Source organism: Bacillus sp. 2CMS4F, assembly GCF_023161785.1.
Classification (GTDB): domain Bacteria; phylum Bacillota; class Bacilli; order Bacillales; family Bacillaceae; genus Bacillus; species Bacillus halotolerans.
In genome coordinates this window covers 41,607-63,794 of record NZ_JALNTO010000019.1, presented here as the reverse complement: position 1 = coordinate 63,794, position 22,188 = coordinate 41,607, and the positions used below count along the sequence as shown (strand labels likewise).

The 22,188-nt window shown below is 46.5% G+C and carries 23 protein-coding genes and 1 riboswitch; of the genes, 2 read left to right on the top strand and 21 right to left on the bottom strand.

The features are described 5' to 3' along the window. Positions 1 to 100 precede the first annotated feature (100 nt). The 3 genes from MTN95_RS19850 to MTN95_RS19840 are packed head-to-tail and all read right to left on the bottom strand — an operon-like array spanning position 101 to position 3,182. Positions 101 to 415, bottom strand: a complete 315-nt coding sequence (locus tag MTN95_RS19850) for a YerC/YecD family TrpR-related protein (protein ID WP_014479070.1) — start codon at positions 413 to 415, stop codon at positions 101 to 103. Between the two features lie 2 nt (positions 416 to 417). Further along, the gene (locus MTN95_RS19845) at positions 418 to 1,413 is read right to left on the bottom strand and encodes a DUF3048 domain-containing protein (protein WP_248339793.1); all 996 of its coding nucleotides are present in this window, start codon (positions 1,411 to 1,413) and stop codon (positions 418 to 420) included. Between the two features lie 26 nt (positions 1,414 to 1,439). Next, positions 1,440 to 3,182, bottom strand: coding sequence for an adenine deaminase (locus tag MTN95_RS19840; RefSeq protein ID WP_024120453.1), 1,743 nt, complete (start codon positions 3,180 to 3,182; stop codon positions 1,440 to 1,442). Between the two features lie 127 nt (positions 3,183 to 3,309). Here MTN95_RS19840 and MTN95_RS19835 point away from each other — a divergent pair, with 127 nt between their 5' ends. Continuing rightward, entirely contained in the window at positions 3,310 to 3,543 is a 234-nt protein-coding gene (locus MTN95_RS19835) for a YgaP family membrane protein (protein ID WP_202853382.1), read from the top strand. A gap of 14 nt (positions 3,544 to 3,557) precedes the next feature. Here MTN95_RS19835 and MTN95_RS19830 read toward each other — a convergent pair whose 3' ends face one another. Next, the gene (locus MTN95_RS19830) at positions 3,558 to 4,832 is read right to left on the bottom strand and encodes an APC family permease (protein ID WP_248339795.1); all 1,275 of its coding nucleotides are present in this window, start codon (positions 4,830 to 4,832) and stop codon (positions 3,558 to 3,560) included. A gap of 144 nt (positions 4,833 to 4,976) precedes the next feature. On the opposite strand from MTN95_RS19830, the gene MTN95_RS19825 reads away from it, so the two are divergent. Further along, a complete protein-coding gene (locus MTN95_RS19825; RefSeq protein ID WP_024120450.1) occupies positions 4,977 to 5,399 on the top strand; it encodes an Lrp/AsnC family transcriptional regulator in 423 nt (140 codons plus the stop codon). A 39-nt stretch (positions 5,400 to 5,438) separates the two neighbouring features. On the opposite strand, the gene purD is transcribed toward MTN95_RS19825, so the two are convergent. The 17 genes from purD to pbuG form a co-directional block, all read right to left on the bottom strand. Then, on the bottom strand, positions 5,439 to 6,707 hold the full coding sequence (gene purD / locus MTN95_RS19820) for a phosphoribosylamine--glycine ligase (RefSeq protein WP_248339792.1): 1,269 nt from the start codon (positions 6,705 to 6,707) through the stop codon (positions 5,439 to 5,441). Between the two features lie 15 nt (positions 6,708 to 6,722). Continuing rightward, a complete protein-coding gene (gene purH / locus MTN95_RS19815; RefSeq protein WP_227599321.1) occupies positions 6,723 to 8,261 on the bottom strand; it encodes a bifunctional phosphoribosylaminoimidazolecarboxamide formyltransferase/IMP cyclohydrolase in 1,539 nt (512 codons plus the stop codon). Then, positions 8,258 to 8,845, bottom strand: coding sequence for a phosphoribosylglycinamide formyltransferase (gene purN, locus MTN95_RS19810; protein ID WP_059293371.1), 588 nt, complete (start codon positions 8,843 to 8,845; stop codon positions 8,258 to 8,260). Before purN ends, purH begins: the two co-directional genes overlap by 4 nt. Next, positions 8,842 to 9,882 carry a phosphoribosylformylglycinamidine cyclo-ligase gene (purM, locus tag MTN95_RS19805; RefSeq protein ID WP_248339789.1) on the bottom strand — a complete coding sequence of 347 codons (1,041 nt, stop codon included), beginning with the start codon at positions 9,880 to 9,882 and terminating at the stop codon, positions 8,842 to 8,844. The genes purN and purM overlap by 4 nt, the downstream gene beginning before the upstream one ends. 100 nt (positions 9,883 to 9,982) lie before the next feature. Beyond that, positions 9,983 to 11,413: an amidophosphoribosyltransferase gene (purF, locus tag MTN95_RS19800; protein ID WP_024120445.1), complete on the bottom strand. Its 1,431-nt coding sequence runs from the start codon at positions 11,411 to 11,413 to the stop codon at positions 9,983 to 9,985. Next, positions 11,389 to 13,617, bottom strand: a complete 2,229-nt coding sequence (gene purL / locus MTN95_RS19795; RefSeq protein WP_248339788.1) for a phosphoribosylformylglycinamidine synthase subunit PurL — start codon at positions 13,615 to 13,617, stop codon at positions 11,389 to 11,391. Before purL ends, purF begins: the two co-directional genes overlap by 25 nt. After that, a complete protein-coding gene (gene purQ, locus MTN95_RS19790; protein ID WP_248339787.1) occupies positions 13,601 to 14,284 on the bottom strand; it encodes a phosphoribosylformylglycinamidine synthase subunit PurQ in 684 nt (227 codons plus the stop codon). The genes purL and purQ overlap by 17 nt, the downstream gene beginning before the upstream one ends. Then, on the bottom strand, positions 14,281 to 14,535 hold the full coding sequence (gene purS, locus MTN95_RS19785) for a phosphoribosylformylglycinamidine synthase subunit PurS (protein ID WP_010333246.1): 255 nt from the start codon (positions 14,533 to 14,535) through the stop codon (positions 14,281 to 14,283). Before purS ends, purQ begins: the two co-directional genes overlap by 4 nt. Then, positions 14,528 to 15,253, bottom strand: coding sequence for a phosphoribosylaminoimidazolesuccinocarboxamide synthase (purC, locus tag MTN95_RS19780; RefSeq protein ID WP_105991273.1), 726 nt, complete (start codon positions 15,251 to 15,253; stop codon positions 14,528 to 14,530). The genes purS and purC overlap by 8 nt, the downstream gene beginning before the upstream one ends. Positions 15,254 to 15,327: 74 nt before the next feature. Then, positions 15,328 to 16,623: an adenylosuccinate lyase gene (gene purB, locus MTN95_RS19775; RefSeq protein WP_248339784.1), complete on the bottom strand. Its 1,296-nt coding sequence runs from the start codon at positions 16,621 to 16,623 to the stop codon at positions 15,328 to 15,330. After that, the gene (gene purK / locus MTN95_RS19770; protein WP_105954732.1) at positions 16,620 to 17,762 is read right to left on the bottom strand and encodes a 5-(carboxyamino)imidazole ribonucleotide synthase; all 1,143 of its coding nucleotides are present in this window, start codon (positions 17,760 to 17,762) and stop codon (positions 16,620 to 16,622) included. Before purK ends, purB begins: the two co-directional genes overlap by 4 nt. Then, positions 17,755 to 18,243 carry a 5-(carboxyamino)imidazole ribonucleotide mutase gene (gene purE, locus MTN95_RS19765; protein ID WP_024120439.1) on the bottom strand — a complete coding sequence of 163 codons (489 nt, stop codon included), beginning with the start codon at positions 18,241 to 18,243 and terminating at the stop codon, positions 17,755 to 17,757. The genes purK and purE overlap by 8 nt, the downstream gene beginning before the upstream one ends. 140 nt (positions 18,244 to 18,383) lie before the next feature. Further along, positions 18,384 to 18,485, bottom strand: a riboswitch (purine riboswitch). Positions 18,486 to 18,564: 79 nt separating this feature from the next. Beyond that, a complete protein-coding gene (locus MTN95_RS19760; RefSeq protein ID WP_044152785.1) occupies positions 18,565 to 18,762 on the bottom strand; it encodes an NETI motif-containing protein in 198 nt (65 codons plus the stop codon). Beyond that, complete coding sequence (locus MTN95_RS19755; protein ID WP_024120437.1) at positions 18,762 to 19,316, bottom strand: DUF2179 domain-containing protein; 555 nt, start codon at positions 19,314 to 19,316, stop codon at positions 18,762 to 18,764. Before MTN95_RS19755 ends, MTN95_RS19760 begins: the two co-directional genes overlap by 1 nt. A 214-nt stretch (positions 19,317 to 19,530) precedes the next feature. Next, positions 19,531 to 19,698, bottom strand: a complete 168-nt coding sequence (locus MTN95_RS19750) for a Fur-regulated basic protein FbpA (RefSeq protein ID WP_202853375.1) — start codon at positions 19,696 to 19,698, stop codon at positions 19,531 to 19,533. A gap of 129 nt (positions 19,699 to 19,827) precedes the next feature. Continuing rightward, on the bottom strand, positions 19,828 to 20,625 hold the full coding sequence (locus MTN95_RS19745; protein WP_248339782.1) for a hypothetical protein: 798 nt from the start codon (positions 20,623 to 20,625) through the stop codon (positions 19,828 to 19,830). A gap of 215 nt (positions 20,626 to 20,840) precedes the next feature. Next, positions 20,841 to 22,163: a hypoxanthine/guanine permease PbuG gene (gene pbuG, locus MTN95_RS19740; RefSeq protein WP_202853374.1), complete on the bottom strand. Its 1,323-nt coding sequence runs from the start codon at positions 22,161 to 22,163 to the stop codon at positions 20,841 to 20,843. Positions 22,164 to 22,188: the final 25 nt, after the last annotated feature.

Below are 22,188 nucleotides of genomic sequence, written 5' to 3'. Positions count from 1 at the left end.
AATCACCGATAAGCTATCGGCAATTGGCTGTATAAAAGGTGTTTTGATCCCTGTCTCAAAAACGGGGGTCAGTCCCAGACGGCAGGGCGGTTTTTTATTTTTATTTGGAAGAAGACTCTGTTTCATTCTCCTTTACACGGTCAAGCGCCATTTCATATGCGTCATTTCCATAATTTAAGCATCGTTTCACTCGGGAAATGGTCGCTGTAGAAGCGCCTGTTTCTGTTTCAATTTTATGATACGTGTTTCCTTCGCGGAGCATACGTGCCACTTCAAGGCGCTGAGCCAGCGATTGAATTTCGTTAATTGTGCAAAGATCATCGAAGAACCGATAACATTCCTCCAGGTCTTTCAGCGATAAGATCGAGTTAAATAACTGGTCCAGTTCTTTGCCGCGTAATTTATCGATTTGCATCGTTACACACCTTCTCCTTTACTAATGGAAGCCGCATCGAGATCAGGCACGATATTTATCCATGTCTTTCCTGGCACAAACGGCAGCCATTTGCCGTCTTTCACCGGCACAATTCTTCCGTTTACATTTTTCCAGTCTGCTTCAATGACGTTTCCGTGCTGAAACAGCAGACCTTTACCCCCTGATTCTATGTCGATGTCACGCCTTCCATCTTGGTCAATAATATGATGGCTGGCTTCAACAATGAAAATATTTTGCATTGCAACCGGCTTTCCGGTCTCCCGGTCTGTCGTCATGACACCATCAGAGCTTCTCGTATAAGCTTCAGTTTTTTTATCATAGTTGTATTCGACAAGATTTGTAACGTTTTTTGTTCCATAATCTACCCGAATATTATAAGATTCATTTACAGGTTTTGCATCTGATGTTTGAAACAGCATTGGATCTGTTTTCTGCTTGAGCTCATATCCCTTTTGTTCCGCCGCCTTTTTTATGTACTGATAAGACGTGAAGGAATTGTGGGGCGGTTCGCTGAAATCAGCTCTCCAAAATAAGCTTCCGTCAAAATCCAATCCGTTAATATAATCGGCAGCTCCGGATTCCAGCTGCTCCTTGGCGCCGGGACTCCAGCCGTGATGGACAAATATGCTGTCAAAACCGTTGCTGAGAGTGACGAAATATTCCCGCGCACTCCGCACAGGTCCGACAGTTTCAGGCATCTTGCTTTGAAAAATGGCCAGAAACCTTGTAATTTGACCTTCGGCAAGCGCTTCTATGACAATGTCGGCTTTAGACAGTCCTGATTGCGGCCTCGCCTTCGGGTGATTGTTCACCATGACAGCAACAGGCCTGCGTTCAGTCACCTTCTGCTCAGTCTCCAGTCCCGTCAAAGGAGCTTTCAGCTTCTTTGTGTGATCAGGGACAGCGTCCTTCTGCTGGCAGGATACTAGCAGGAAAAACGCGAAACACAGTACGCAAACTGTCATCCATTTTTTCATATGTCGGCTCCCCGCTCTTTTATATTTTAACGCATTATCGATGGAAAGAGTACAGTTTTTTTCATCACGTCGAAGATTCCTCTTGGCGTAATGCGTATATACGGGAGGTGCGTGCTTTGCAAAAAGAGCAGCGTATAAACCGGATCACAATACTCATAGCCTCTTTCAGTCAAAAGATCTCTCAGCTTCTGTTCCTTTTCCAGCACGATGTCATACGATTCCGAAGAAGCGCATCCGCACAGTGAAAGCGGAATTTCGTGAAGGATTTTTCCGTTTTCCGCAAGCACAATTCCCCCGCCGATTTCTTTCATGCGGGAGAAAGCAAGCAGCATATCCGCTTTGTTTTTTCCGATCGCGACAATGTCACCCGTCGTCGTAAAGGAGCTCACAAACCCCTGCACACTTGACGCAAATCCTTTTATCATCGTATTAACGCGCCATTTCCCATGTCTGTCTAGCATCGTTAAATAACTTTCATCATGGTCAAATGAAAGCTGTTCGACCGAGTTGTCGATCTCAATCATATACGGCTCCATAATCACCGCATTCCGCATTTTTACGCCCATCGGCATGGAAAACTGCAAATCATCCATCGTCATATCATATGAAAGCTCAAGCGGGACAAGACCGCCTTTGTTCCAGTTCGTATGTGGAAACGCATTCATATCGCGGCCGTCTTCACGCAGAATTTTGCCTTTTGACAGAACGGTTACCGGATTCGGCTGCAACGGGTCCTCAAGGATATTCAGTGACGCAAGTCTTCCCGGCCCGACAACGCCTAAATAATCATCCATTTGGTAATACTTTGCGATGTTAAAGGATGCCATATTGTACGCATCGATTGCCGGGACCCCTTCTTCCAGGGCAATTCGGATGAGCTCGTTTGTCATGCCGCCTTTATAGAAATTAGGCGTAGCGCCGTCTGTTGTGTAAAAAAAGTGGTCGTAGTAGCGGAAGCCCTTTTCATGAAGCTCCTGCAATATGTTTCTTAAATCAGGGCGAATGGACGAATTGCGAAGTGATACATAATAGCCCAGTTCCAGCCTTCTCATCACTTCATCACCTGTCATGGCTTCATGATCACAATCCGCTCCGAACAGCTTCATTTTTGTAAGCGTTTTATCTGAAGCGCCGGGAAAATGTCCTTCTATGCGTTTCCGCTGTTTTTTTGTGGCCTGCATACAGTGAAGCATTAAATCATCGCCATCTACAAGACGCGGCCAGCCTGTCATTTCTCCGCCTTGAATGACATCCGGATGTTCAATCCACTGCTTTCTGACGTCAAATGGAAGAACGTGATCCTCGTTCAGCACCTCGGTCTGCAGGTCATACCGTGACCACCAAAAATACTGAACCGGAAGCTTTTTGAGTTCATTCAAAATAGTAAGCGCTTTCTTTTTTCCGCTTTGCAATAGCAAAAATAAGTTATCATTTACGAATGTCGTTGTACCGTACTGAGACACATATTCCGCCAGCGTTTGGGGATTATATATTTGAAAAGGATGTGCGTGCGGTTCGATATAGCCAGGCACAATGTATTTTCCTTCACAATCAATCGTATGAATTTCTTCGGTTCTATCCGGAAGTTCATGACCAACATAAACAATACGGTCCTGATAAATCCAAATGTTTTTTTTCAGCCATTGTTTTACATATGGATTTAAGACGAGAGCATTCCGTAAAAGGAGCGTTGGAAGCAGCTTAGAGTCTACAACATCAACCTGTGCCCTGATGTCTTTGTTTTTCCAGTTAAAGGTGCGTTCGGACATTCACATACTCTCCTTTACATGTATTAGACTCATGTTATCACATCCTTCTCCATCACGCACGATAAAAACGTTACAAATTTTTGAAGGTTTGATTAAAAAACTTTTTTAAGTAAAAGGAGCAGATTTCATGAAACCAAACATCAGTCTCATCAATGCCGTCTTCCGTATCGCCTGCGGACTGACAATTATGTCAGCTGCCAGCGCCAAGTATACGAAAAAACCTTGGTGCAGAATGCATCTGTTCTGCATCTTTATGGGCGCCATGAAGGCAGGTTCAGGCATACTGCGTTTCTGCCCTGTGACCTATATGTTTCAAAACAGCACTGTTGAAAACCATGGACAGGATCATCAAGAATCGTAAGCAAAAAAGCTTGATCATAAAACGTGATCAAGCTTTTTCTCATTATATTCCTTTGTCTTCATATAGAAAAAACCAACAGCCGCAAACGCAGCCGGATACAAGAGAGCCCAGCCGCTAAATAAGTAGATCACTGTACAAAGAAGAAGCGCCCCCAAAGCCATCCACCAGCCTGAATCCTTCCAGTTCAGCAGCTTCAGCGCTGCCGCCATTGTGCATATGTAAGATGCGATGAATGCTGAGCTTGGTCCTTTCAGGAGCGTTGTCAGATCAATTTGAAATATGCCGTTTGCCATAAGAACGAAACCAAACACGAAAGCCAGCGCTGTTAATACACGGACAGGTGTATGTTTTGTATGACTGAGCTTCCCGAAATACCCGGGAATATGACCTTCTCTCGCCAACGCATAGACCATTCTTGAAAACCCCGCAATGTTGGCATGAATGGTGGCGAATGTAATAAAAAGAGCTAAACAAGTCGTTACATATACCCCAATATCCCCCGCTCCTTTTGATATGAGCATCGTCAGAGATGCGATTTCTCCTTTTTCTCCGTATGCATGAGTGCCCACAGTGACAAACGACAGCATGATATACAGCACCGCCACACAAGCTGCCGCTAAGAATAAACTGATTGGAACATCCTTTTCCGGATGTGTAAACTCTTCAGCTAACGGGGTAATCATTTCCCAGCCTACAAAAGAAAAAAAGATGATGACAGAAACAGAACCCGCGGCAAACCAGCCATGCGGCAGAAAAGGCTTAAATTCAGCTGCTTTTACGTGTGGCAGTGAAACAGCAACAGAAATGACAAGCAGCAGCAGAATGACACAGATGACGAGTATGCTGATGTTTGCTGATAATTGAATGCCCCTGATATGAAGCCAAATGGAGATCGCCAGCATACTTGCTGCAATGAAAGCAATCTGCCAATCCGAAGCCTGTGTGACGTAGCTGACATAATGTGCGCCAGTCAAAGCGATCACTGGCACACCGATCGGAACCGATCCCAGCATGATCCAGCCCAACATGGCTCCGGCTTTTGGCCGAAAAGCTAGCTGTACATAAGCCGTGATCCCTCCCGCGCTTGGCGCCATTCTGACAAGGCGCGCCAGTGTGCCGACGAGCAGAAATGATAAGAAAGACATAAATCCCCAAACCAATACAGAAGCGGGACCGGCGGCATCAGCCGTGACAGACGGAAGGATTAAGATCCCGCAGCCTAATACGGCCCCGATCGTTAATGCCGCTCCTTGAACCCAAGTAATCGAACGCTGCAATTCCGGCAAAATGATTGCCTCCTTTCATGTTGATGGCTTTATTATAGAAAAAAACAAACGGCACCCATATGCTACAATTAAGCTAAATCAACAACATTTCCTCATAATAAAAGGAATTCTCACCAATTCACTTAAACATATAAAGGAGCAATACCAATGGACGATACAGACCTACAGATTCTTTCGCATTTGCAGCAAAATGCCAGATTAACGATGGTTGAATTAGGAAAGCTTGTCGGACTCAGCTCTCCGAGTGCGGCGGAACGTGTCAGAAAGCTTGAGGACAAAGGGGTCATTACCGGGTACAGCGCTGATATCTGTTATGAAAAGCTAAACAAACATGTCACTGCTTTTATCCTGATGGAGCCGAAAAGCTGCAAACACTATGCCGCCTTTGCCGCAGCTCACCCCGATGTGGCAGAGAACCACCGGATTACAGGTATGTACAGCTATGTGACAAAAGTGGTGACGGAATCTGTGCATAGTCTAGAAGATTTTATAGACGCTTCAATGGCCCACGGAAAACCGACCACGCTTGTTGTGCTTTCTTCTTCCGCTTTCCGGCATGCTTTTGTATAACTAAAAACCCGCAGCACAATCTGCGGGTTTTTCTTCACTTTATTTTTGGGCAGCCTTCAGAGCTCGGGCTCCGATATCTTTTCTGAAAAACAGGCCGGGTTTGATGATCTCATCAACGGCTTTGTACACTCTGTCTCGTGCCGCTTCAAACGTTTCATCAAAAGCGGTCACATTGGCGACACGGCCGCCGTTTGTGACGAACTCTTCACCTTCTGCTTTCGTTCCGGCATGGAAGACGACAACTTGATCAGCATTTGCTGTCAGGCTGCCAATCGGCGTGCCTTTTACATAGCTTTCAGGATAGCCTTCTGAAGCAAGCACGACACTGACTGCCGCCGTATCCTTCCATCTCAAGTCAACTTCCTTATCATCTAAAAGATCAAGAAGCACTTGTACCAGATCAGAATCCATACGAGGCAGCACAACCTGCGTTTCCGGGTCGCCGAAGCGGGCATTAAATTCAATGACCTTCGATCCATTCGCAGTGAGCATCAGCCCCGCGTACAAAACGCCTGTGAAGGAGCGACCTTCTTGAACCATTGCTTTTGCGGCTGGCTTGACGATCGTTTCTACAGCATGACGCACGGTGTCTTCCGAAATTTGCGGAACAGGAGAGTAAGCGCCCATTCCTCCTGTATTCGGCCCTTTGTCTCCATCAAACGCGCGTTTATGATCCTGGGCAATGACCATCGGATATACCTTTTCTCCTTTGACAAATGCCATGAGGGAAAACTCTTCGCCGGAAAGAAATTCTTCAATCACGACAGATGCGCTCGCATCACCGAATTTTTCATCTTCAAGAAAATCATGCAGACACGCGATGGCTTCTTCCTCCGTCATCGCAACGGTTACGCCTTTTCCAGCCGCCAGTCCGTCCGCTTTAATGACAATCGGAGCGCCTTTTTCCTGCACATAAGCCTTGGCTTTTTCAAAGGATATAAACGTGTCGTATTCTGCGGTCGGAATGTCGTATTTCTTCATTAAATCCTTTGCAAACTGCTTGCTTCCTTCGATGATCGCAGCGGCTTTTGACGGACCGAACACACGAAGACCGGCTTTTTCGAACTCGTCAACAAGGCCTTCAATTAAAGGAACCTCAGGTCCGACAATGGTCAGCCCGACCTGATTTTCTTTTGCAAATGAGACAAGCCCGGCGTGGTCGCTTTCCTCAATGTTTACAAGCTGTGCAGAAGATGCGATGCCGTCATTTCCCGGAGCGGCAAATACCGTATCAACAAGGCTGCTTTGCGCCACCTTCCATGCCAGCGTATGCTCTCTTCCGCCTTTACCGATAATTAATACATTCACGTCGTTTTCATCCCCTTAATGTTTGAAGTGTCTGATGCCGGTGAATACCATGGCAATGCCGTACTCGTCCGCTTTTTTAATGGAATCCTCGTCACGGATAGATCCGCCTGGCTGGATGATAGCTGTAACGCCCGCTTTTGCCGCTTCTTCGACTGTATCAGGCATTGGGAAATATGCATCTGATCCGAGTGCGCTGCCTTTCGCTTTTTCTCCGGCCTGCTCGATTGCGATTTTCGCTGATCCGACGCGGTTCATTTGTCCGGCTCCTACACCTACTGTCATGTTATCTTTTGCGAGAACAATCGCATTGGATTTCACATGTTTCACGACTTTCCAAGCAAGCTTCAAATCTTCCCACTCTTGCTCGTTCGGCTCTCTTTTTGTCGGAATGCTGATCTCAGCATCAGCAAAGCCGTGCATATCTAAATCTTGAATCAGCAAACCGCCTTGTACAGATGTCAGCTGTTTTTCTTTTTGAACGGCAGCTGTCACATCAAGTGTCAGCAGACGGAGATTTTTCTTCGCTGTCAGGATATCAAGCGCTTCTTGGCTGAATGAAGGCGCAATGATGATTTCTAAGAAAATATGATGAAGCGCTTCGGCTGTTGCCTTGTCCACTTCACGGTTCAACGCGATAATGCCGCCGAAGATCGATGTTTTATCTGCTTCGAACGCTCTGTCAAACGCTTCTGCGATCGTTTCGCCAGTTCCCACCCCGCACGGATTCATATGCTTCACAGCGACCGCAGCAGGCTCAGTGAATTCACGAACAATTTGAACAGCTGCGTCCGCATCTTTAATGTTGTTGTAAGAAAGCTCTTTGCCGTGCAGCTGTTCTGCTTGCGCAATAGATCCTTTGACAGGAAGCGCGCTTTGGTAGAATGTGGCTTCTTGATGAGGATTTTCCCCATAGCGAAGCGATTGTTTTTTCTCAAACGTAACGGTGAATTGCTCTGGTTCTTTTTCACCGACAACATTTGTCAGATAGTCAGCGATCAGCGCGTCATATGCCGCAGTGTGGCGGAATACTTTTGCCGCCAGCTCGCGTTTTTTCTGAAGCGAAACATCGCCTTCTTCTTTGATTTGATTCAGAACAGGGCTGTAATCCGCTGGGTCAACGATAACCGTCACGTCCTGATGGTTTTTCGATGCCGCACGCAGCATGCCAGGTCCGCCGATATCAATGTTTTCAATAGCCTCTTCGTACGTCACATTCTCTTTAGAAATCGTTTCTTTAAATGGATAGAGGTTGACGACAACCAGGTCAATTGGCGCAATCCCGTGTTCATTGATCTGCGCCATATGCTCTTCGTTGCCGCGAACTGCAAGAAGACCGCCGTGAATATTCGGATGAAGCGTTTTTAAGCGCCCGTCCATAATTTCCGGAAAACCTGTCACTTCAGAAATTCCGATGACATCAACACCGTTTTCTTGAAGAAGCTTTTTTGTGCCGCCGGTTGAAATAACTTCAACGCCAAGCTCTGTCAGTTCTTTTACGAAAGGAACAAGATTTGTTTTATCTGAAACACTGATTAGTGCGCGTTTAATGGTCATGCCTTTTCACCTCTGTTATTTAATCCTAATAGCTCTTTAATCACACTCGGATACCATTTGTGCTCAAGCTTGTGAATGTGATGTTCAATGGTTTCTAATGTATCATCTTCGGTAATTTCAATTGCCTTTTGAGCGATGATCGGCCCTGTATCCATTCCTTCATCGACATAATGAACCGTAATCCCGGCAACCTTCACACCCGCCCGGTATGCCTGTCCGACTGCGTCTATTCCAGGGAAAGCGGGAAGAAGGGAAGGATGGATGTTGATGATTTTCCCTCCGTATGCCTGAAGCAACGTATCACCGATCAGTCTCATATAGCCGGCAAGAACGATCAATTCTGCTTCATGAAGATGAAGCTGTTCAATAATGGCCCGTTCAAATGCGGCCTTGTTTTCATAAGACTTCGGCTCAAATGCAAAGGATGGAATCTGGAATCTTTCCGCCCGCTCGATGACTTTTGCCTGCGGCTTATCGCAAACGAGGAGCGAAACGGCTGCATCCCAGTTCTCCTCTTTCAAACGCGTGACGATGGCTTCAAAGTTTGAGCCGTTTCCGGATGCAAATACCGCAAACTTTTTCATGAAAGTGCAGCACCGCCGAATGTAACGCCTTCACCATGTTTCACTCGCCCGATCAAATAGGCTTTTTCGCCGTGGCTTTCAAGCGTTCCGATGACTTCGGTGAGATGTTCTTCTTTTACTGCAAGAACAAATCCGATGCCCATATTAAAGACGTTAAACATGTCTTCTTCTTTCAGCTTGCCATGTTCCTGCAAGAAAGAGAAGATCGGCGGGATCGGCCAAGAGCCGTGATCGATTTCCGCACTTAAGCCTTCAGGAAGCATACGCGGAAGATTTTCGATAAATCCGCCGCCTGTTACGTGCGCCATTCCATCAATGAATCCGCTTTTCACAGCCGCAAGCACAGGCTTCACGTAAATTCTTGTCGGCTCAAGCAGTTCTTCGCCGAGCGGGCGTTCAAACGGCGCATACGTTTTGTCGAGATCAAGCTCTGCATCGTCCAGAAGCACCTTTCTCACAAGGGAAAAGCCGTTGCTGTGAAGGCCGCTGGAGCTCAGACCGATTAAAAGGTGGCCTTCCTTGATGTTTTCGCCGGTCACGATTTCATCCTTTTCCGCCACACCAACCGAGAAACCTGCAATATCGTATTCATCAGCTGTATATAATCCAGGCATTTCAGCGGTTTCTCCGCCGACCAAGGCTGAACCTGATTGCTCACAGCCATCCGCAACACCTTGTACGATCTGCTCGATTTTCACAGGGTCCGCTTTGCCGACCGCTAAATAGTCGAGAAAAAAGAGCGGCTCCGCACCTTGCGCAAGCACGTCATTGACACACATTGCAACAGCGTCTACACCAATCGTGTCATGTTTATCCATGGAAAAAGCCAGCTTTAATTTTGTGCCGACACCGTCTGTTCCCGAAATTAAAACAGGTTTCTGATAAGAAAGCTCCGACAGATCAAACATGCCGCCAAAGCCGCCAAGGCTGCCCATAACGCCAAGCCTTTTCGTGCGCTCCACATGTTTTTTCATCCGTTTTACAGCTTCATATCCGGCTTCGATGTCAACTCCTGCTTTTTTATATGCTTCAGACATCCTATTCACTCCTTTAAGGCGCTTTTCAAAATATCTCTCCGAACAAGGGCAGAAAGAGAAAGGCAGCCAAACTGCGCTGCCTTTATGTCATTTTCAAGTTTTATTTGGTTAACACCGCTTCTTTTACATGAGGAAGCACAGTGTCCTGATAAATTTCAGTCGGATATTTCCCTGTAAAGCAAGCAAGACATTGCCCGCAATTCGAGTCTTCGTATTTTCTGCCGATTCCTTTCAGCAGCCCTTCGACACTCAAAAATGAGAGAGTGTCGGCTCCGATTTCCTGACGGATTTCTTCAACCGAGTGGGAAGACGCGATCAGCTCTTCATGTGTGGACGTATCAATGCCGTAAAAGCACGGATGAGCGATCGGCGGCGAACTGATTTTCACATGCACTTCTGTCGCACCCGCTTCTCTGAGCATCGTTACGATCCGACGGCTTGTTGTTCCGCGCACGATGGAGTCATCCACCATAACGACGCGTTTCCCTTCTACAACACCGCGCACCGCAGAAAGCTTCATTCTGACGCCCTGCTCACGAAGAGCCTGAGACGGCTGAATAAACGTTCTGCCCACATAACGGTTTTTGATTAACCCAAGCTCGTACGGGATGCCTGTTGCTTCCGCGTAGCCGATCGCCGCTGAAATACTGGAATCCGGAACGCCTGTCACGACATCAGCTTCAACCGCTGATTCCTGAGCGAGCATTTTTCCAAGGCTTTTACGTGCACTGTGCACGTTAATGCCGTCAATATTGCTGTCAGGTCTTGAGAAATAAATGTACTCCATGCTGCAAATGGAACGGTTGATATTCATGGAGAAGCGCTCTGATTTCATGCCATCATCATTGATAATCAGCATTTCTCCCGGCTCCACCTCACGAAGGTACGTCGCACCGACGACATCAAATGCGCATGTTTCTGAAGCGACGACATAAGCGTCTCCCATCATGCCGATTGACAGCGGTCTAAGCCCGTTCGGGTCAAGCGCGACGATCATTTCTGTTTCAGTCATGATCAGGAACGCGTAGGCGCCTTTCAGCATAGAAAGCGAGTTTTTAATCTGATCCTTCAGCGTGAAGTGGCCGCTTCTTTTGATCAGGTGAGCCAAAACCTCTGTATCCGAAGAAGTCTGGAAGATGCTCCCTTGATTTTCAAGCTGCTGCTTCAGCTGAGTGGCATTCACCAAGTTTCCGTTATGGGCAAGCGCCAGGCTGCCGTTGTTTTGAGAGCGGAAGAGGAGCGGCTGAACATTTTCATATCCGCCGCCGCCAGCCGTTGCGTACCGAACGTGCCCGATTGCGCCTTTCCCCTTTACTTTGCTGAGCTCACCGTTTTGAAATACTTCAGTGATCAGCCCTTGGCCTTTATGTGCCGTCAGCTTTTCACCGTCAGTCGCCACAATGCCCGCGCCCTCCTGTCCTCTGTGCTGGAGGCTGTGAAGGCCGTAATACGTGATTTGCGGGGCTTCTTCATGCCCCCAAATCCCAAAAACGCCGCATTCTTCATTTAAGCCTTTGATTTCAGCAAGCATGGGATAGCTCCTTTCCACGCGCGTTCAAGCTCTTTTGTCTGCGCGTGAATCAATTGTTGTCCGTCTTGGTTTTGAATCGCCAGAAGTCCGTCAGCTGTTACCTCACCGATATGAACCGCATCTTGTACAGCTGCTTCAAACGCTGCTTGATGTTCTTTTTTCACAGAAACGACGAAGCGGGATTGAGATTCAGAGAATAATAACGCTGCTTCCCCTTCAACAGTCACGTTAGCGCCAAGGTTTTCCGTCGTCATGACACTTTCAGCAATCGCTACACCTAAGCCGCCTTCAGATACATCGTGCGCTGATTGAACAAAGCCTTGTTTAATCGCGTCAAGCAGTGCCTTTTGGCGTGCCTGTTCTACATCCAGATCGATTTGCGGCGCTTTGCCGTAAATGCGGCCTTCTGTCATTTTTTGCAGCTCGCTTCCGGCAAACTCAGGATTTGTTTCGCCGATGACGTACACGAGGTCGCCCGCTTGTTTGAAATACTGCGTTGTGATGTGTGCTGTATCTTCAATTAAACCGACCATGCCGATCACAGGTGTCGGGTAGATCGCCGTGCCGTTTGATTCGTTGTAAAGCGATACGTTTCCGCCGATCACAGGTGTGCTGAGAACGTTGCACGCCTCACTGATGCCGTCAGCCGCTTTTTCAATCTGCCAGAAGATTTCCGGTTTCTCCGGGTTTCCAAAGTTCAGGTTATCTGTAACCGCAAGCGGTTCTGCACCTGAGCAAACGATGTTGCGCGCCGCTTCAGCGACAGCGATTTTTCCGCCGACCTCTGGATCAAGGTAGAGATAACGGGCGTTACAGTCAGTTGTCATCGCCAGCGCCTTTTTCGTTCCGCGGATTCTGAGAACACCCGCATCAGACCCAGGAGCGACAACTGTATTCGTCCGCACCATGTAGTCATACTGGTCGTAAACCCACTCTTTGCTTGCGATCGTCGGCTGCTGCAGGAGCGCCTTCAGTGTTTCATTCGCATCGTCAATTTGAGGAGCCGGGACATCCGTCTCTAAAAATTCACGGTAGTAAGCAGGCTCTTGAGAAGGCTTGTGGTAAACCGGCGCCTCTTCTGCCAAGGCATCAACAGGGAGCTCGCATACAACCTCACCTTTATGTGTCAGGCGCAGCAGTTTATCATCTGTTACACGTCCGACAGAAACCGCTTCAAGATCATACTTGTCAAAAATATCGATGATTTCCTGCTCACGTCCGCGCTCGATAACAAGCAGCATCCGTTCCTGTGATTCAGAAAGCATCATTTCATAAGCAGTCATGCCTGTTTCACGCTGCGGAATCAAGTCAAGATTCATTTCAATGCCTGAACCCGCTTTACTTGCCATTTCCGCGCTTGAGCTGGTCAGACCGGCAGCTCCCATGTCCTGAATGCCCACTAGGGCGTCACATTGAATGACTTCCAGACATGCTTCAAGCAAAAGCTTCTCCATAAACGGATCGCCGACTTGAACCGCGGAACGCTTTTCTTCAGAAGCATCAGACATTTCTTCAGACGCAAACGTAGCGCCGTGAATTCCATCACGCCCTGTTTTAGCGCCGACGTACATGACCGTGTTGCCGACACCCTTTGCCTGGCCTTTTTTGATGTCTTCATGATTGATTAATCCGACGCACATTGCGTTGACAAGCGGATTTCCTTCATAGCTGCTGTCAAATTGCACTTCGCCGCCGACTGTCGGGATTCCGATGCAGTTCCCGTATCCGGCGATACCCGCTACTACTTCTTCAAACAAGTACTTCACGCGCGGTGAAGTCAGTTCACCAAATCGAAGAGAGTTTAATACAGCGATAGGACGCGCACCCATTGAAAAGACATCACGGATTATGCCGCCTACGCCAGTCGCAGCGCCTTGGTACGGTTCGATGGCTGATGGATGGTTATGCGATTCAATTTTGAACACAACCGCTTGGTTGTCACCGATATCAACGATTCCGGCACCTTCCCCCGGACCTTGCAGCACGCGTTCGCCGCTCGTCGGGAATTTACGCAAAATCGGCTTTGAGTTCTTGTAGCTGCAATGCTCTGACCACATGACAGAAAAAATTCCGATTTCTGTGTAGTTCGGCAATCTGCCAAGAATGGATTCAATCAATGCAAACTCATCATCACTGACACCCATTTGCTGATAGATTTTCTCTTCTTTAATTTGTTCTTTACTTGGTTCAAGCAGTAGTGACATGAGTTTCCCTCCAATTTTTCACGATAGACTGAAACAATTTAAGACCGTCGGCGCTTCCAAGCAGTTCATCGACCGCGCGCTCCGGATGAGGCATCATGCCTAATACATTTCCTTTTTCATTTACAACACCGGCAATATCGCTGACACTTCCGTTAATATCTGAACCGTATGTGAAAGCAATTTGATTGTTTTCTTTTAATGAAGCAAGCGTTTCGTCATCACAGTAGAAATTCCCTTCACCGTGGGCAACCGGAATCTTAATCGCTTGGCCCTTTTCATAGGAAGAGGTGAATAATGTTTCGTCGTTCTGGACGATTAATTCAACCGGACGGCAAATGAACTTCAAATCTTTGTTGCGTCTCATTACACCTGGCAAAAGGCCAAGCTCCTGTAAAATCTGAAATCCGTTGCAGACGCCGAGGACAGGTTTTCCTTCAGCCGCTGCCTGTTTTACAGCTGGCATAATATTCGCAAAACGGGCGATGGCGCCGCATCTCAAGTAATCTCCGTAAGAAAAACCTCCCGGAATTAACACCCCGTCAAAGCCGTCAAGGCTTGTTTCCTCGTGCCAGACGTATTCCACATCATGACCGAGTTCATCCTTTACAGCGTGAAACATATCGATATCACAGTTAGAGCCAGGTAACACAATCACCGCAAATTTCACTGTGCGACTACCTCCTCAACCTCGTATCTGTAATCTTCAATCACTGTATTCGCAAGAAGTTTTTCGCACATTTCTTTGACTAGCACGTCAAGATCACGGTCAGACTTTTCGATTGTTAGCTCCATGTATTTCCCGATGCGCACGTCTGCGACTTCCTTGTAAGACATACTGTGCAAGGCATGCTGGACAGCGCTCCCTTGTGGATCCAATACACTTTCTTTTAAGCTGACATAAACTTTTACTTTATACATGATGAATGCCTCCCAGTCTTTTGAAAATCTCTTCGTATGCGTCGGTTAAGCTTCCCAGATTGCGTCTGAATAGATCTTTGTCCAGCTTTTCGTTCGTGTCTTTATCCCACAAGCGGCATGTGTCAGGTGAAATTTCATCCGCCAAAAGCACTTTCCCGTCTGCATCTAAACCGAATTCAAGCTTGAAATCTATTAATCTGACGTGACAATCGTCAAAAATGCTTTGAAGCTCTTCATTTACTGTTTTTGTAATGGACTTAATGGTTTCTACCTGTTCAGGAGTCGCCGCTTTTAAGAGCCAAATATGATCTTCTGTGATGAGCGGATCACCCAGCGCGTCATCCTTGTAGTAAAACTCGATAATCGGCTGTTCAAGCTTCGTGCCTTCTGGAATGCCGAGACGTTTGGACATGCTTCCTGCCACAACATTTCTGACAACGACTTCCAGCGGCACAATCGTTACCTTTTTAATGAGCTGCTCTGTTTCCGAAATGCGCTCGATAAAGTGGTTGTTAACCCCTTTTTCGTGAAGGTGTTTGAAAATCAGGCTTGAGATCTCATTGTTTAAGCGCCCTTTGCCGCTGATTTCCGCCTTTTTTTCTCCGTTAAAGGCAGTTGCAGAATCTTTATACACCACATACAGCGTGTTTTCGTCATCGGTTTTGTAAATCTTTTTCGCTTTTCCTTCATATAAAAGTTCATTCTTCGCAATATTCACGGAAGGCCTCCTAACCCGAATGTTTGGAATTTTCAAACTAAGGCGGCACGGAAGAAGCCGCCTAAAAGCTTCTTCTATGCTAAACCTAAACGTTCAAAGATCAGATCCACATTTTTCAGATGGTAGTTGTAATCAAAGCAGTCAGCAATTTTTTCCGGAGAAAGGCGGGAAGTGATTTTCTCTTCCGCTTCCACAAGCTCACGGAACGGTACTTGCTTTTCCCAGGCCTCCATTGCTTTCGGCTGCACTGTGTCATAAGCTTCTTCACGAGTCAGGCCCGTGTCAATCAATGCCAGCAGCACGCGCTGTGAGTAGATCAGCCCCAATGTGCGGTCCATGTTGCGCTTCATGTTTTTCGGGAAGACCGTTAAGTTCTTCACGATGTTGGAGAAGCGGTTCAGCATGTAATTCAGCGCGATTGTCGCATCCGGAAGAATAATCCGTTCCGCTGAAGAATGAGAAATATCGCGCTCATGCCATAACGGAACATTTTCGTAAGCTGTCATCATGTAGCCGCGAATGACACGCGCTATACCTGTCATGTTTTCAGAACCGATCGGATTCCGTTTATGCGGCATAGCTGATGAACCTTTTTGCCCTTTCGCAAAAAATTCCTCGACCTCGCGTGTTTCACTCTTTTGCAGTCCGCGAATTTCAACCGCGAATTTCTCAATGCTTGTCGCAATCAAAGCAAGTGTCGCCATATAATCAGCATGGCGGTCGCGCTGAAGCGTTTGTGTTGAAATCGGTGCGGCTTTCAGGCCGAGTTTCTCACAAACATACTGCTCTACAAACGGATCAATGTTCGCATATGTGCCGACAGCACCGGAAATCTTACCAACCTCGATGCCTTCCTTCGCTTGTTTAAAGCGTTCCAGATTGCGTTTCATTTCTTCGTGCCAAAGCGCCAGTTTTAAACCAAATGTTGTAGGCTCTGCGTGTACGCCGTGTGTACGGCCCATCATGACTGTGTATTTATGTTCTTTCGCTTTTTCTTTTATAATGTCAACAAATCTCTCAAGGTCCTTGAGCAGAATGTCATTTGCCTGTTTTAATAAGTAAGAAAGAGCGGTATCTACGACGTCAGTTGACGTTAAGCCGTAGTGCACCCATTTTCTTTCCTCGCCCAGTGATTCGGATACAGCGCGCGTAAAAGCAACTACGTCATGGCGCGTGTCCTGTTCGATTTCTAATATGCGGTTGATGTCAAATGACGCGTTTTCGCGCATCAGCTTTACGTCTTCTTTTGGAAGAACGCCAAGCTCCGCCCACGCTTCACAGGCAAGAATTTCAACCTCTAACCATGCTTGAAATCTGTTTTCATCCGTCCAAATCGCGGACATTTCAGGTCTTGAATAACGTTCGATCATTCTGCTTGTCCTCCGTCTCTATTTCTCCATTTATTTGTAATCTCCTGAATCCATTCGTCTTCAGGCTGCTTCATAAAAGTAATATGCCCCATTTTGCGGCCTTTTTTGATTTCATGTTTTCCGTATACATAAAGCTTTGCTTCTTTTAAAAGCTCTGGCTCTTCCTCTGGGATCTTCACTTCATCGCCGAGAAGATTCACCATCATGCCAGGCTTCAGCAGCTCCGTTTTTCCAAGCGGAAGGCCGCAGACCGCTCTGATATGCTGTTCAAACTGGCTTGTTTCGCAAAGATCCAGCGTGTAATGTCCTGAATTGTGCGGTCTTGGCGCCAGTTCATTTACCAAAAGCTCATCGCCCTCTGTCAGGAACATTTCAACAGCAAGCGGTCCGACAAGGTTCAGCTCATCTGCGAGCTTAACGGCCAGCTCAGCAGCCTTTTCCTGAATCCTTTCTTCAACCCGTGCAGGCACGATGCTTTGGAACAGAATATTATTGTGGTGAATGTTTTCTGCGGCCGGGAACGTCGAAATCTCTCCGTTTACCGATCTGACAACAATCACGGACAGTTCCATTTTAAAAGAAACCCAGCTTTCGAGAATGCAGGTTCCGTGCTCTAAAAGAGCCGAAGCCTCTTCTATTTGTGACGCTTCCTTGATGACAAATTGGCCTTTGCCGTCATATCCGCCGCGGCATGTTTTCAGCACTGCGGGAAGCCCCAGCGACTGAACCGCCTCTTTCAGCTCACCCTTTGTTTTGACGATGCGGTAAGGTGCAACTTCACAGCCCGCGGATTGAATCGCTTTTTTCTCTGTTTCACGGTTTTGGGTAATGAGCAGCAGCTCACTTCCTTGCGGGAGATACGCATGACCTTTCAGCCAATGCAGCGCATCATAATCGATGTTTTCAAACTCATACGTGATAATATCGCTGATCTCAGCCAATTTCCGAATCGCTTCGCGGTCGTTGTATGAAGCGGTGATTTCAATATCCGCGACCTGCCCGCACGGCGAGTCTTTTACCGGATCGACGACCGCGACTTTATACCCCATTTGTTTTGCGGAGACAGCCATCATTTTTCCAAGCTGTCCGCCGCCGATAATGCCGATGACGGCTCCCGGATAGATGATTTGATTAGACAAGCTGATCACTGCTTTCTAACACTGTTTGTTTTGTATTTTCTCTTCTTTCATCTAACTTTCTGGCCAGATCCTCGTCAAAAGCTGACAAAATTTGCGCCGCTAACAGACCTGCGTTCACAGCGCCCGCTTTTCCGATGGCTGTTGTGGCAACTGGCACGCCTCCAGGCATTTGCACGATGGAAAGAAGTGAATCGAGTCCGTTCAGCGCCTTGGATTGAACCGGAACGCCGATGACCGGCAGCGTCGTTTTAGCAGCTGTCATCCCCGGCAGGTGCGCCGCTCCTCCCGCACCCGCGATAATGACCTTGATGCCTCTTTCTCTGGCTGTTTCAGCGTACTCAAACATGAAATCAGGCGTCCGGTGAGCGGAAACCACCTTCTTTTCGTACGGCACTTCAAGTTCTTCAAGTATGTCGCATGCGTTTTTCATTGTCTCCCAATCGGAAGTGCTTCCCATGATGATTCCTACTAGCGGCTGCATTCTGTTCCCACCTTCTAATGCTTTAGTTTTCAGAAAATAAAAAATACCCGGCTTTGTATTGACTTATGAGGAAGCAATACAAACCGGGCATGGTGCATGTATCGGCAGTCGTTCGCTTCTGCGATATATCCATGTCAGTTTTATCGATCACTTTCCTGCATAGTCCGGCAATTTACGGTTGCCGGGTAGAAACTTATGGGCCATATTCCCAAGATTATATGAGGTCGTGTTTTGATTTCATGTTTATCTTAACAACGGACTTGGATAATGTCAACGATATTATCGAACGATACAAAAATTCATTCTTCTAATGTTCGTGTTTTAGATCAATTTCCCTTCAAATACGATTTTTTTTCCGCACGGAACGATCTGAATTGACCCATTTTCCATCTTTTCCTTAAAAATCGGCTCTTCCATTCGACGTACAGGCATATATCCTTCTTCTTTCATTTGCTGAAGCACTGCTTCTATCGTTTGCTGTTCTGTCACTTCAAACTTTTTCTTCTTCGGCTTTGCCATTATTCTTTAATTCTCCTCTTCTTCACCGCTTTGACCCAGAAGCCGCCGTGGATCGTTTTTGGTTCATACGCAATAATAAAAGCTTTCGAATCAAGCGTTTTAATCGTATCATACAGCTGCAGCTCATATCTTCTCGGCGTCAAAATCTGCAGGGCCGTGCGGTCGCCTTCAAGCCCGCCGGCCACCCAATTCGTTACGCCGTAGCCTTTTTCACGAAGCTGCCTTGGAAGATCGAGGTCAAGCTCTTTTGTAATCACATTGACCATAATATAGCCAAGCGCCAGTTTTTCTTCGATTTTCATGCCGACAATAACGCCCAAACCATAGCCGAGTGCGTACGCAATCACGTTTTGAATCTGGTCTAAGTTATCAAGCACAAGGCTCAGCCCTGTCACATAAACCAGAATTTCAATGGTGCTGATTCCGGCCGCTAAATACCGCTGGCCTTTCAGTGTTAAAATCATTCTTATCGTAAAAAATGATACATAAACAACATTGATAATCAGAATAATGAGAACCATTGCTAATCCGTTTGATAATAAGGTTTGCATCATTTTATAAAACCTCCTTACTCATTCAACTTACGTAAAGCATTCATATTCTACTAGAGAAATGAACCCTTTACAATCAGCTATGGCCGTCATCGCAGGCAAAATTTTTCGACACACTCTCTTCATCACTCAGCAATAGTTTACCCTCTTTCTGTCCTTTTCAAAATCCAAACAAAAAAGCCCGCTTTTCAGCAGACTCATTTTTCTTTATCTATTGTCACATCTCTTTTTTCATTTTCCGAAGGGAATCATATTCTTTCTCAAGTTCACTCAGCGTATAATCAGCGAGCTGTTCCCCTCTTCCGCGATAAAATTCTGAGAGCATTAATTTGGTTTTTAAAAATTCCTTCTTTTGATAAATCGCCTGACGAAGTAAATGGGCCATGTCCATCATCCTCCACCGCATTTTCCTCATCATACACGGATTAATCCTACAATTCAACTGTGTTTTTTAGATATATTTGTAAAAACTGTGACATCAAAAAAACCGGCCTTTTCAGCCGGTTTTTTTACATTAAAGCGGGATAAGCGATGCCGTAAAATATTCAGAAATAAACGGCCAAGTCACTGCCGCAAACAGCAGCGCAACGGCTAAAACAGCAAACACACAATAGATATAGTCAATCGGTGCCTCGCTTGCCGCCTGATACAGACGCTGTACATACAACGCCATCATAAAGAAGATCGAAAACAGGATTAACACTGTGAAAAGGACAGTCAGCATCGGTACATTCACGATCGCAAATATCATCCAAATGATTGAAACGGCGATCACCGGAACAAGCAATGAGCCAAAACCAGCTGCAGCTTCCTTGAACGATACCTTTTGCTTCATCATATACCGAGACACGGCCCATATCGAGAAGACCATAACAGCAAAAAAGACGAGCATATACACAAGAACAACAAAAAATCCGTCATAAAACGCGTGATGGCGCTCTCCAAAACCAAGCGGCCTGTTCCAGCTCGCCTTTAACTGAAACCAGTTTCCGATTGAAAAAACGATACTGAATATGAGCATTGAAATAAGACCATATTTATAATGAGAGAAACCATCTGCCACAACCGTTTTCGCCGGAGATTTCAATATTGAAAAAGCAAAGCCGCAATATCTGTTAATGGCTGCCCAAACAGAGGCTAACTTTTCTTTCGCAGACGATTCTACGCGTTCCTTATGTTGTTTCTGCTTTTGTTTCTGCTTCTGCTTGCTTTGGCGGCTGGCCTTTCTGGACATCCGCGAAAGCGGCTCTTCATCTATTCCTTCATTCTGGTTAACTTCTTCTTCAAACGTTTCTTTTCTTTCTTCCGTCATGTTAGCAACTCCTATCAAAAATATACGGCGGAATACCATTCAGTAAGAAAATAAAACACTTATATAAGGTACCGAAGCCTTCCTGAACAGTCAAGTCATTTCCATTTAAGTAAACAATGGCGGCACATCTACATGACGGTATATGATATGAAATGGTTTTGCCTTTCGCAACAAAATAAAAAACCAGCCGCAACATCGCAGCTGGTTTTCATTCATTATTTCAAGAAAATAAAGTAAAGAATAAATACAACAAACAGTCCGTACATGATCGGATGAACCTCTTTGGCTTTACCTTTGCACACCATTGTAATCGGGTAGAAAATAAATCCGATCGCAATCCCAGTCGCAATGCTGTACGTTAGCGGCATCATGATCATTGTAAGGAAAGCGGGAACCGCCACTTCGAACTTATCCCAAGCGATTTTTCCAAGCGGCGCTACCATTAGTGCACCGACAATGATCAGTGCCGGAGCTGTTACATTTGACGTAACGACTGATAGAAGCGGCGAGAAAAACATAGCGAGTAAAAAGAGAAACCCAGTCACAATTGCCGCAAATCCGGAACGAGCGCCCGCAGCAACACCCGAGCTTGATTCCACATAAGACGTTGTCGTAGACGTCCCAAGCACGGAGCCGATAACGATGGAAGTTGAGTCAGCTAAAAGCGCACGGCCCGCACGCGGCAATTTGTTTTCCTTCATTAAACCAGCCTGTGTTGCCACAGCAACCAGTGTACCAGCCGTATCAAAAAATCCGACAAACAAGAATGTTAAAATGACGATCAGCATTTGCACAGAGAAAATATCCGGCAAGTGAATCCAAGCTTGTCCAAAGGTCGGTTCAAGGCTCGGCACACTTCCGACGATTTGAGACGGAACCGGAACCAAACCGAAAATCATCCCGGCAATCGCCGTTAACAGCATCCCGATAAACACGCCAGCGTTCACGCGAAGCACCATCAAAATAACCGTTACGATGACACCGAAAATCGTTAACAGCACAGGACCGCTGTGAATGTTTCCGATTGTGACAAGGGTTGAAGGATTCGATGCAATAATTCCTGAGCCCTGCAAGCCGACAAATGTAATAAATAGACCAATCCCCGCTCCGACTGCCAATTTCAGCTCAGGCGGAATGGCATTAATGATTTTTTCACGAAAACCTGTTAAAGAAAGAGCAACAAAGATAAGTCCTGAAATGAAAACACCAGACAAAGCGGCCTGCCAGGAAATCCCCATACCGAGAACAACAGAAAACGCAAAAAACGCGTTCAGCCCCATACCGGGCGCAATGGCAATCGGATATCTCGCAATCAATCCCATTAAGATACAGCCTGCTGCAGACGCCAAAGCTGTCGCCGTAAAGACCGCGCCTTGATCTATTCTCAATGCTTCCGGAAAATCTTTCACACTTTCCAAAGCAAGCGTAATCGGATTGACGAACAGGATATACGCCATGGATAAAAAGGTCGTTAATCCGCCGATGATTTCGTTGCGATAGCTGGTGCCCAGCTCATCAAACTGAAAAAACTTTTTCAAGCTATATGACTCCCTTCACTCTTTG

What these genes read in the sequence shown, in the direction of transcription:
- purH (WP_227599321.1), bottom strand. Translation starts at nt 8,261, where the DNA reads ATGACCATTAAACGCGCACTAATCAGTGTTTCAGATAAAACAAATCTT.
- purM (WP_248339789.1), bottom strand. Translation starts at nt 9,882, where the DNA reads ATGTCTGAAGCATATAAAAAAGCAGGAGTTGACATCGAAGCCGGATAT.
- purE (WP_024120439.1), bottom strand. Translation starts at nt 18,243, where the DNA reads ATGCAGCCGCTAGTAGGAATCATCATGGGAAGCACTTCCGATTGGGAG.
- purS (WP_010333246.1), bottom strand. Translation starts at nt 14,535, where the DNA reads ATGTATAAAGTAAAAGTTTATGTCAGCTTAAAAGAAAGTGTATTGGAT.
- MTN95_RS19750 (WP_202853375.1), bottom strand. Translation starts at nt 19,698, where the DNA reads ATGGCCCATTTACTTCGTCAGGCGATTTATCAAAAGAAGGAATTTTTA.
- purN (WP_059293371.1), bottom strand. Translation starts at nt 8,845, where the DNA reads ATGAAAAAGTTTGCGGTATTTGCATCCGGAAACGGCTCAAACTTTGAA.
- MTN95_RS19835 (WP_202853382.1), top strand. Translation starts at nt 3,310, where the DNA reads ATGAAACCAAACATCAGTCTCATCAATGCCGTCTTCCGTATCGCCTGC.
- MTN95_RS19840 (WP_024120453.1), bottom strand. Translation starts at nt 3,182, where the DNA reads ATGTCCGAACGCACCTTTAACTGGAAAAACAAAGACATCAGGGCACAG.
- purL (WP_248339788.1), bottom strand. Translation starts at nt 13,617, where the DNA reads ATGTCACTACTGCTTGAACCAAGTAAAGAACAAATTAAAGAAGAGAAA.
- purB (WP_248339784.1), bottom strand. Translation starts at nt 16,623, where the DNA reads ATGATCGAACGTTATTCAAGACCTGAAATGTCCGCGATTTGGACGGAT.
- MTN95_RS19850 (WP_014479070.1), bottom strand. Translation starts at nt 415, where the DNA reads ATGCAAATCGATAAATTACGCGGCAAAGAACTGGACCAGTTATTTAAC.
- MTN95_RS19845 (WP_248339793.1), bottom strand. Translation starts at nt 1,413, where the DNA reads ATGAAAAAATGGATGACAGTTTGCGTACTGTGTTTCGCGTTTTTCCTG.
- MTN95_RS19755 (WP_024120437.1), bottom strand. Translation starts at nt 19,316, where the DNA reads ATGATGCAAACCTTATTATCAAACGGATTAGCAATGGTTCTCATTATT.
- MTN95_RS19825 (WP_024120450.1), top strand. Translation starts at nt 4,977, where the DNA reads ATGGACGATACAGACCTACAGATTCTTTCGCATTTGCAGCAAAATGCC.
- MTN95_RS19745 (WP_248339782.1), bottom strand. Translation starts at nt 20,625, where the DNA reads ATGACGGAAGAAAGAAAAGAAACGTTTGAAGAAGAAGTTAACCAGAAT.
- purF (WP_024120445.1), bottom strand. Translation starts at nt 11,413, where the DNA reads ATGCTTGCTGAAATCAAAGGCTTAAATGAAGAATGCGGCGTTTTTGGG.
- MTN95_RS19760 (WP_044152785.1), bottom strand. Translation starts at nt 18,762, where the DNA reads ATGGCAAAGCCGAAGAAGAAAAAGTTTGAAGTGACAGAACAGCAAACG.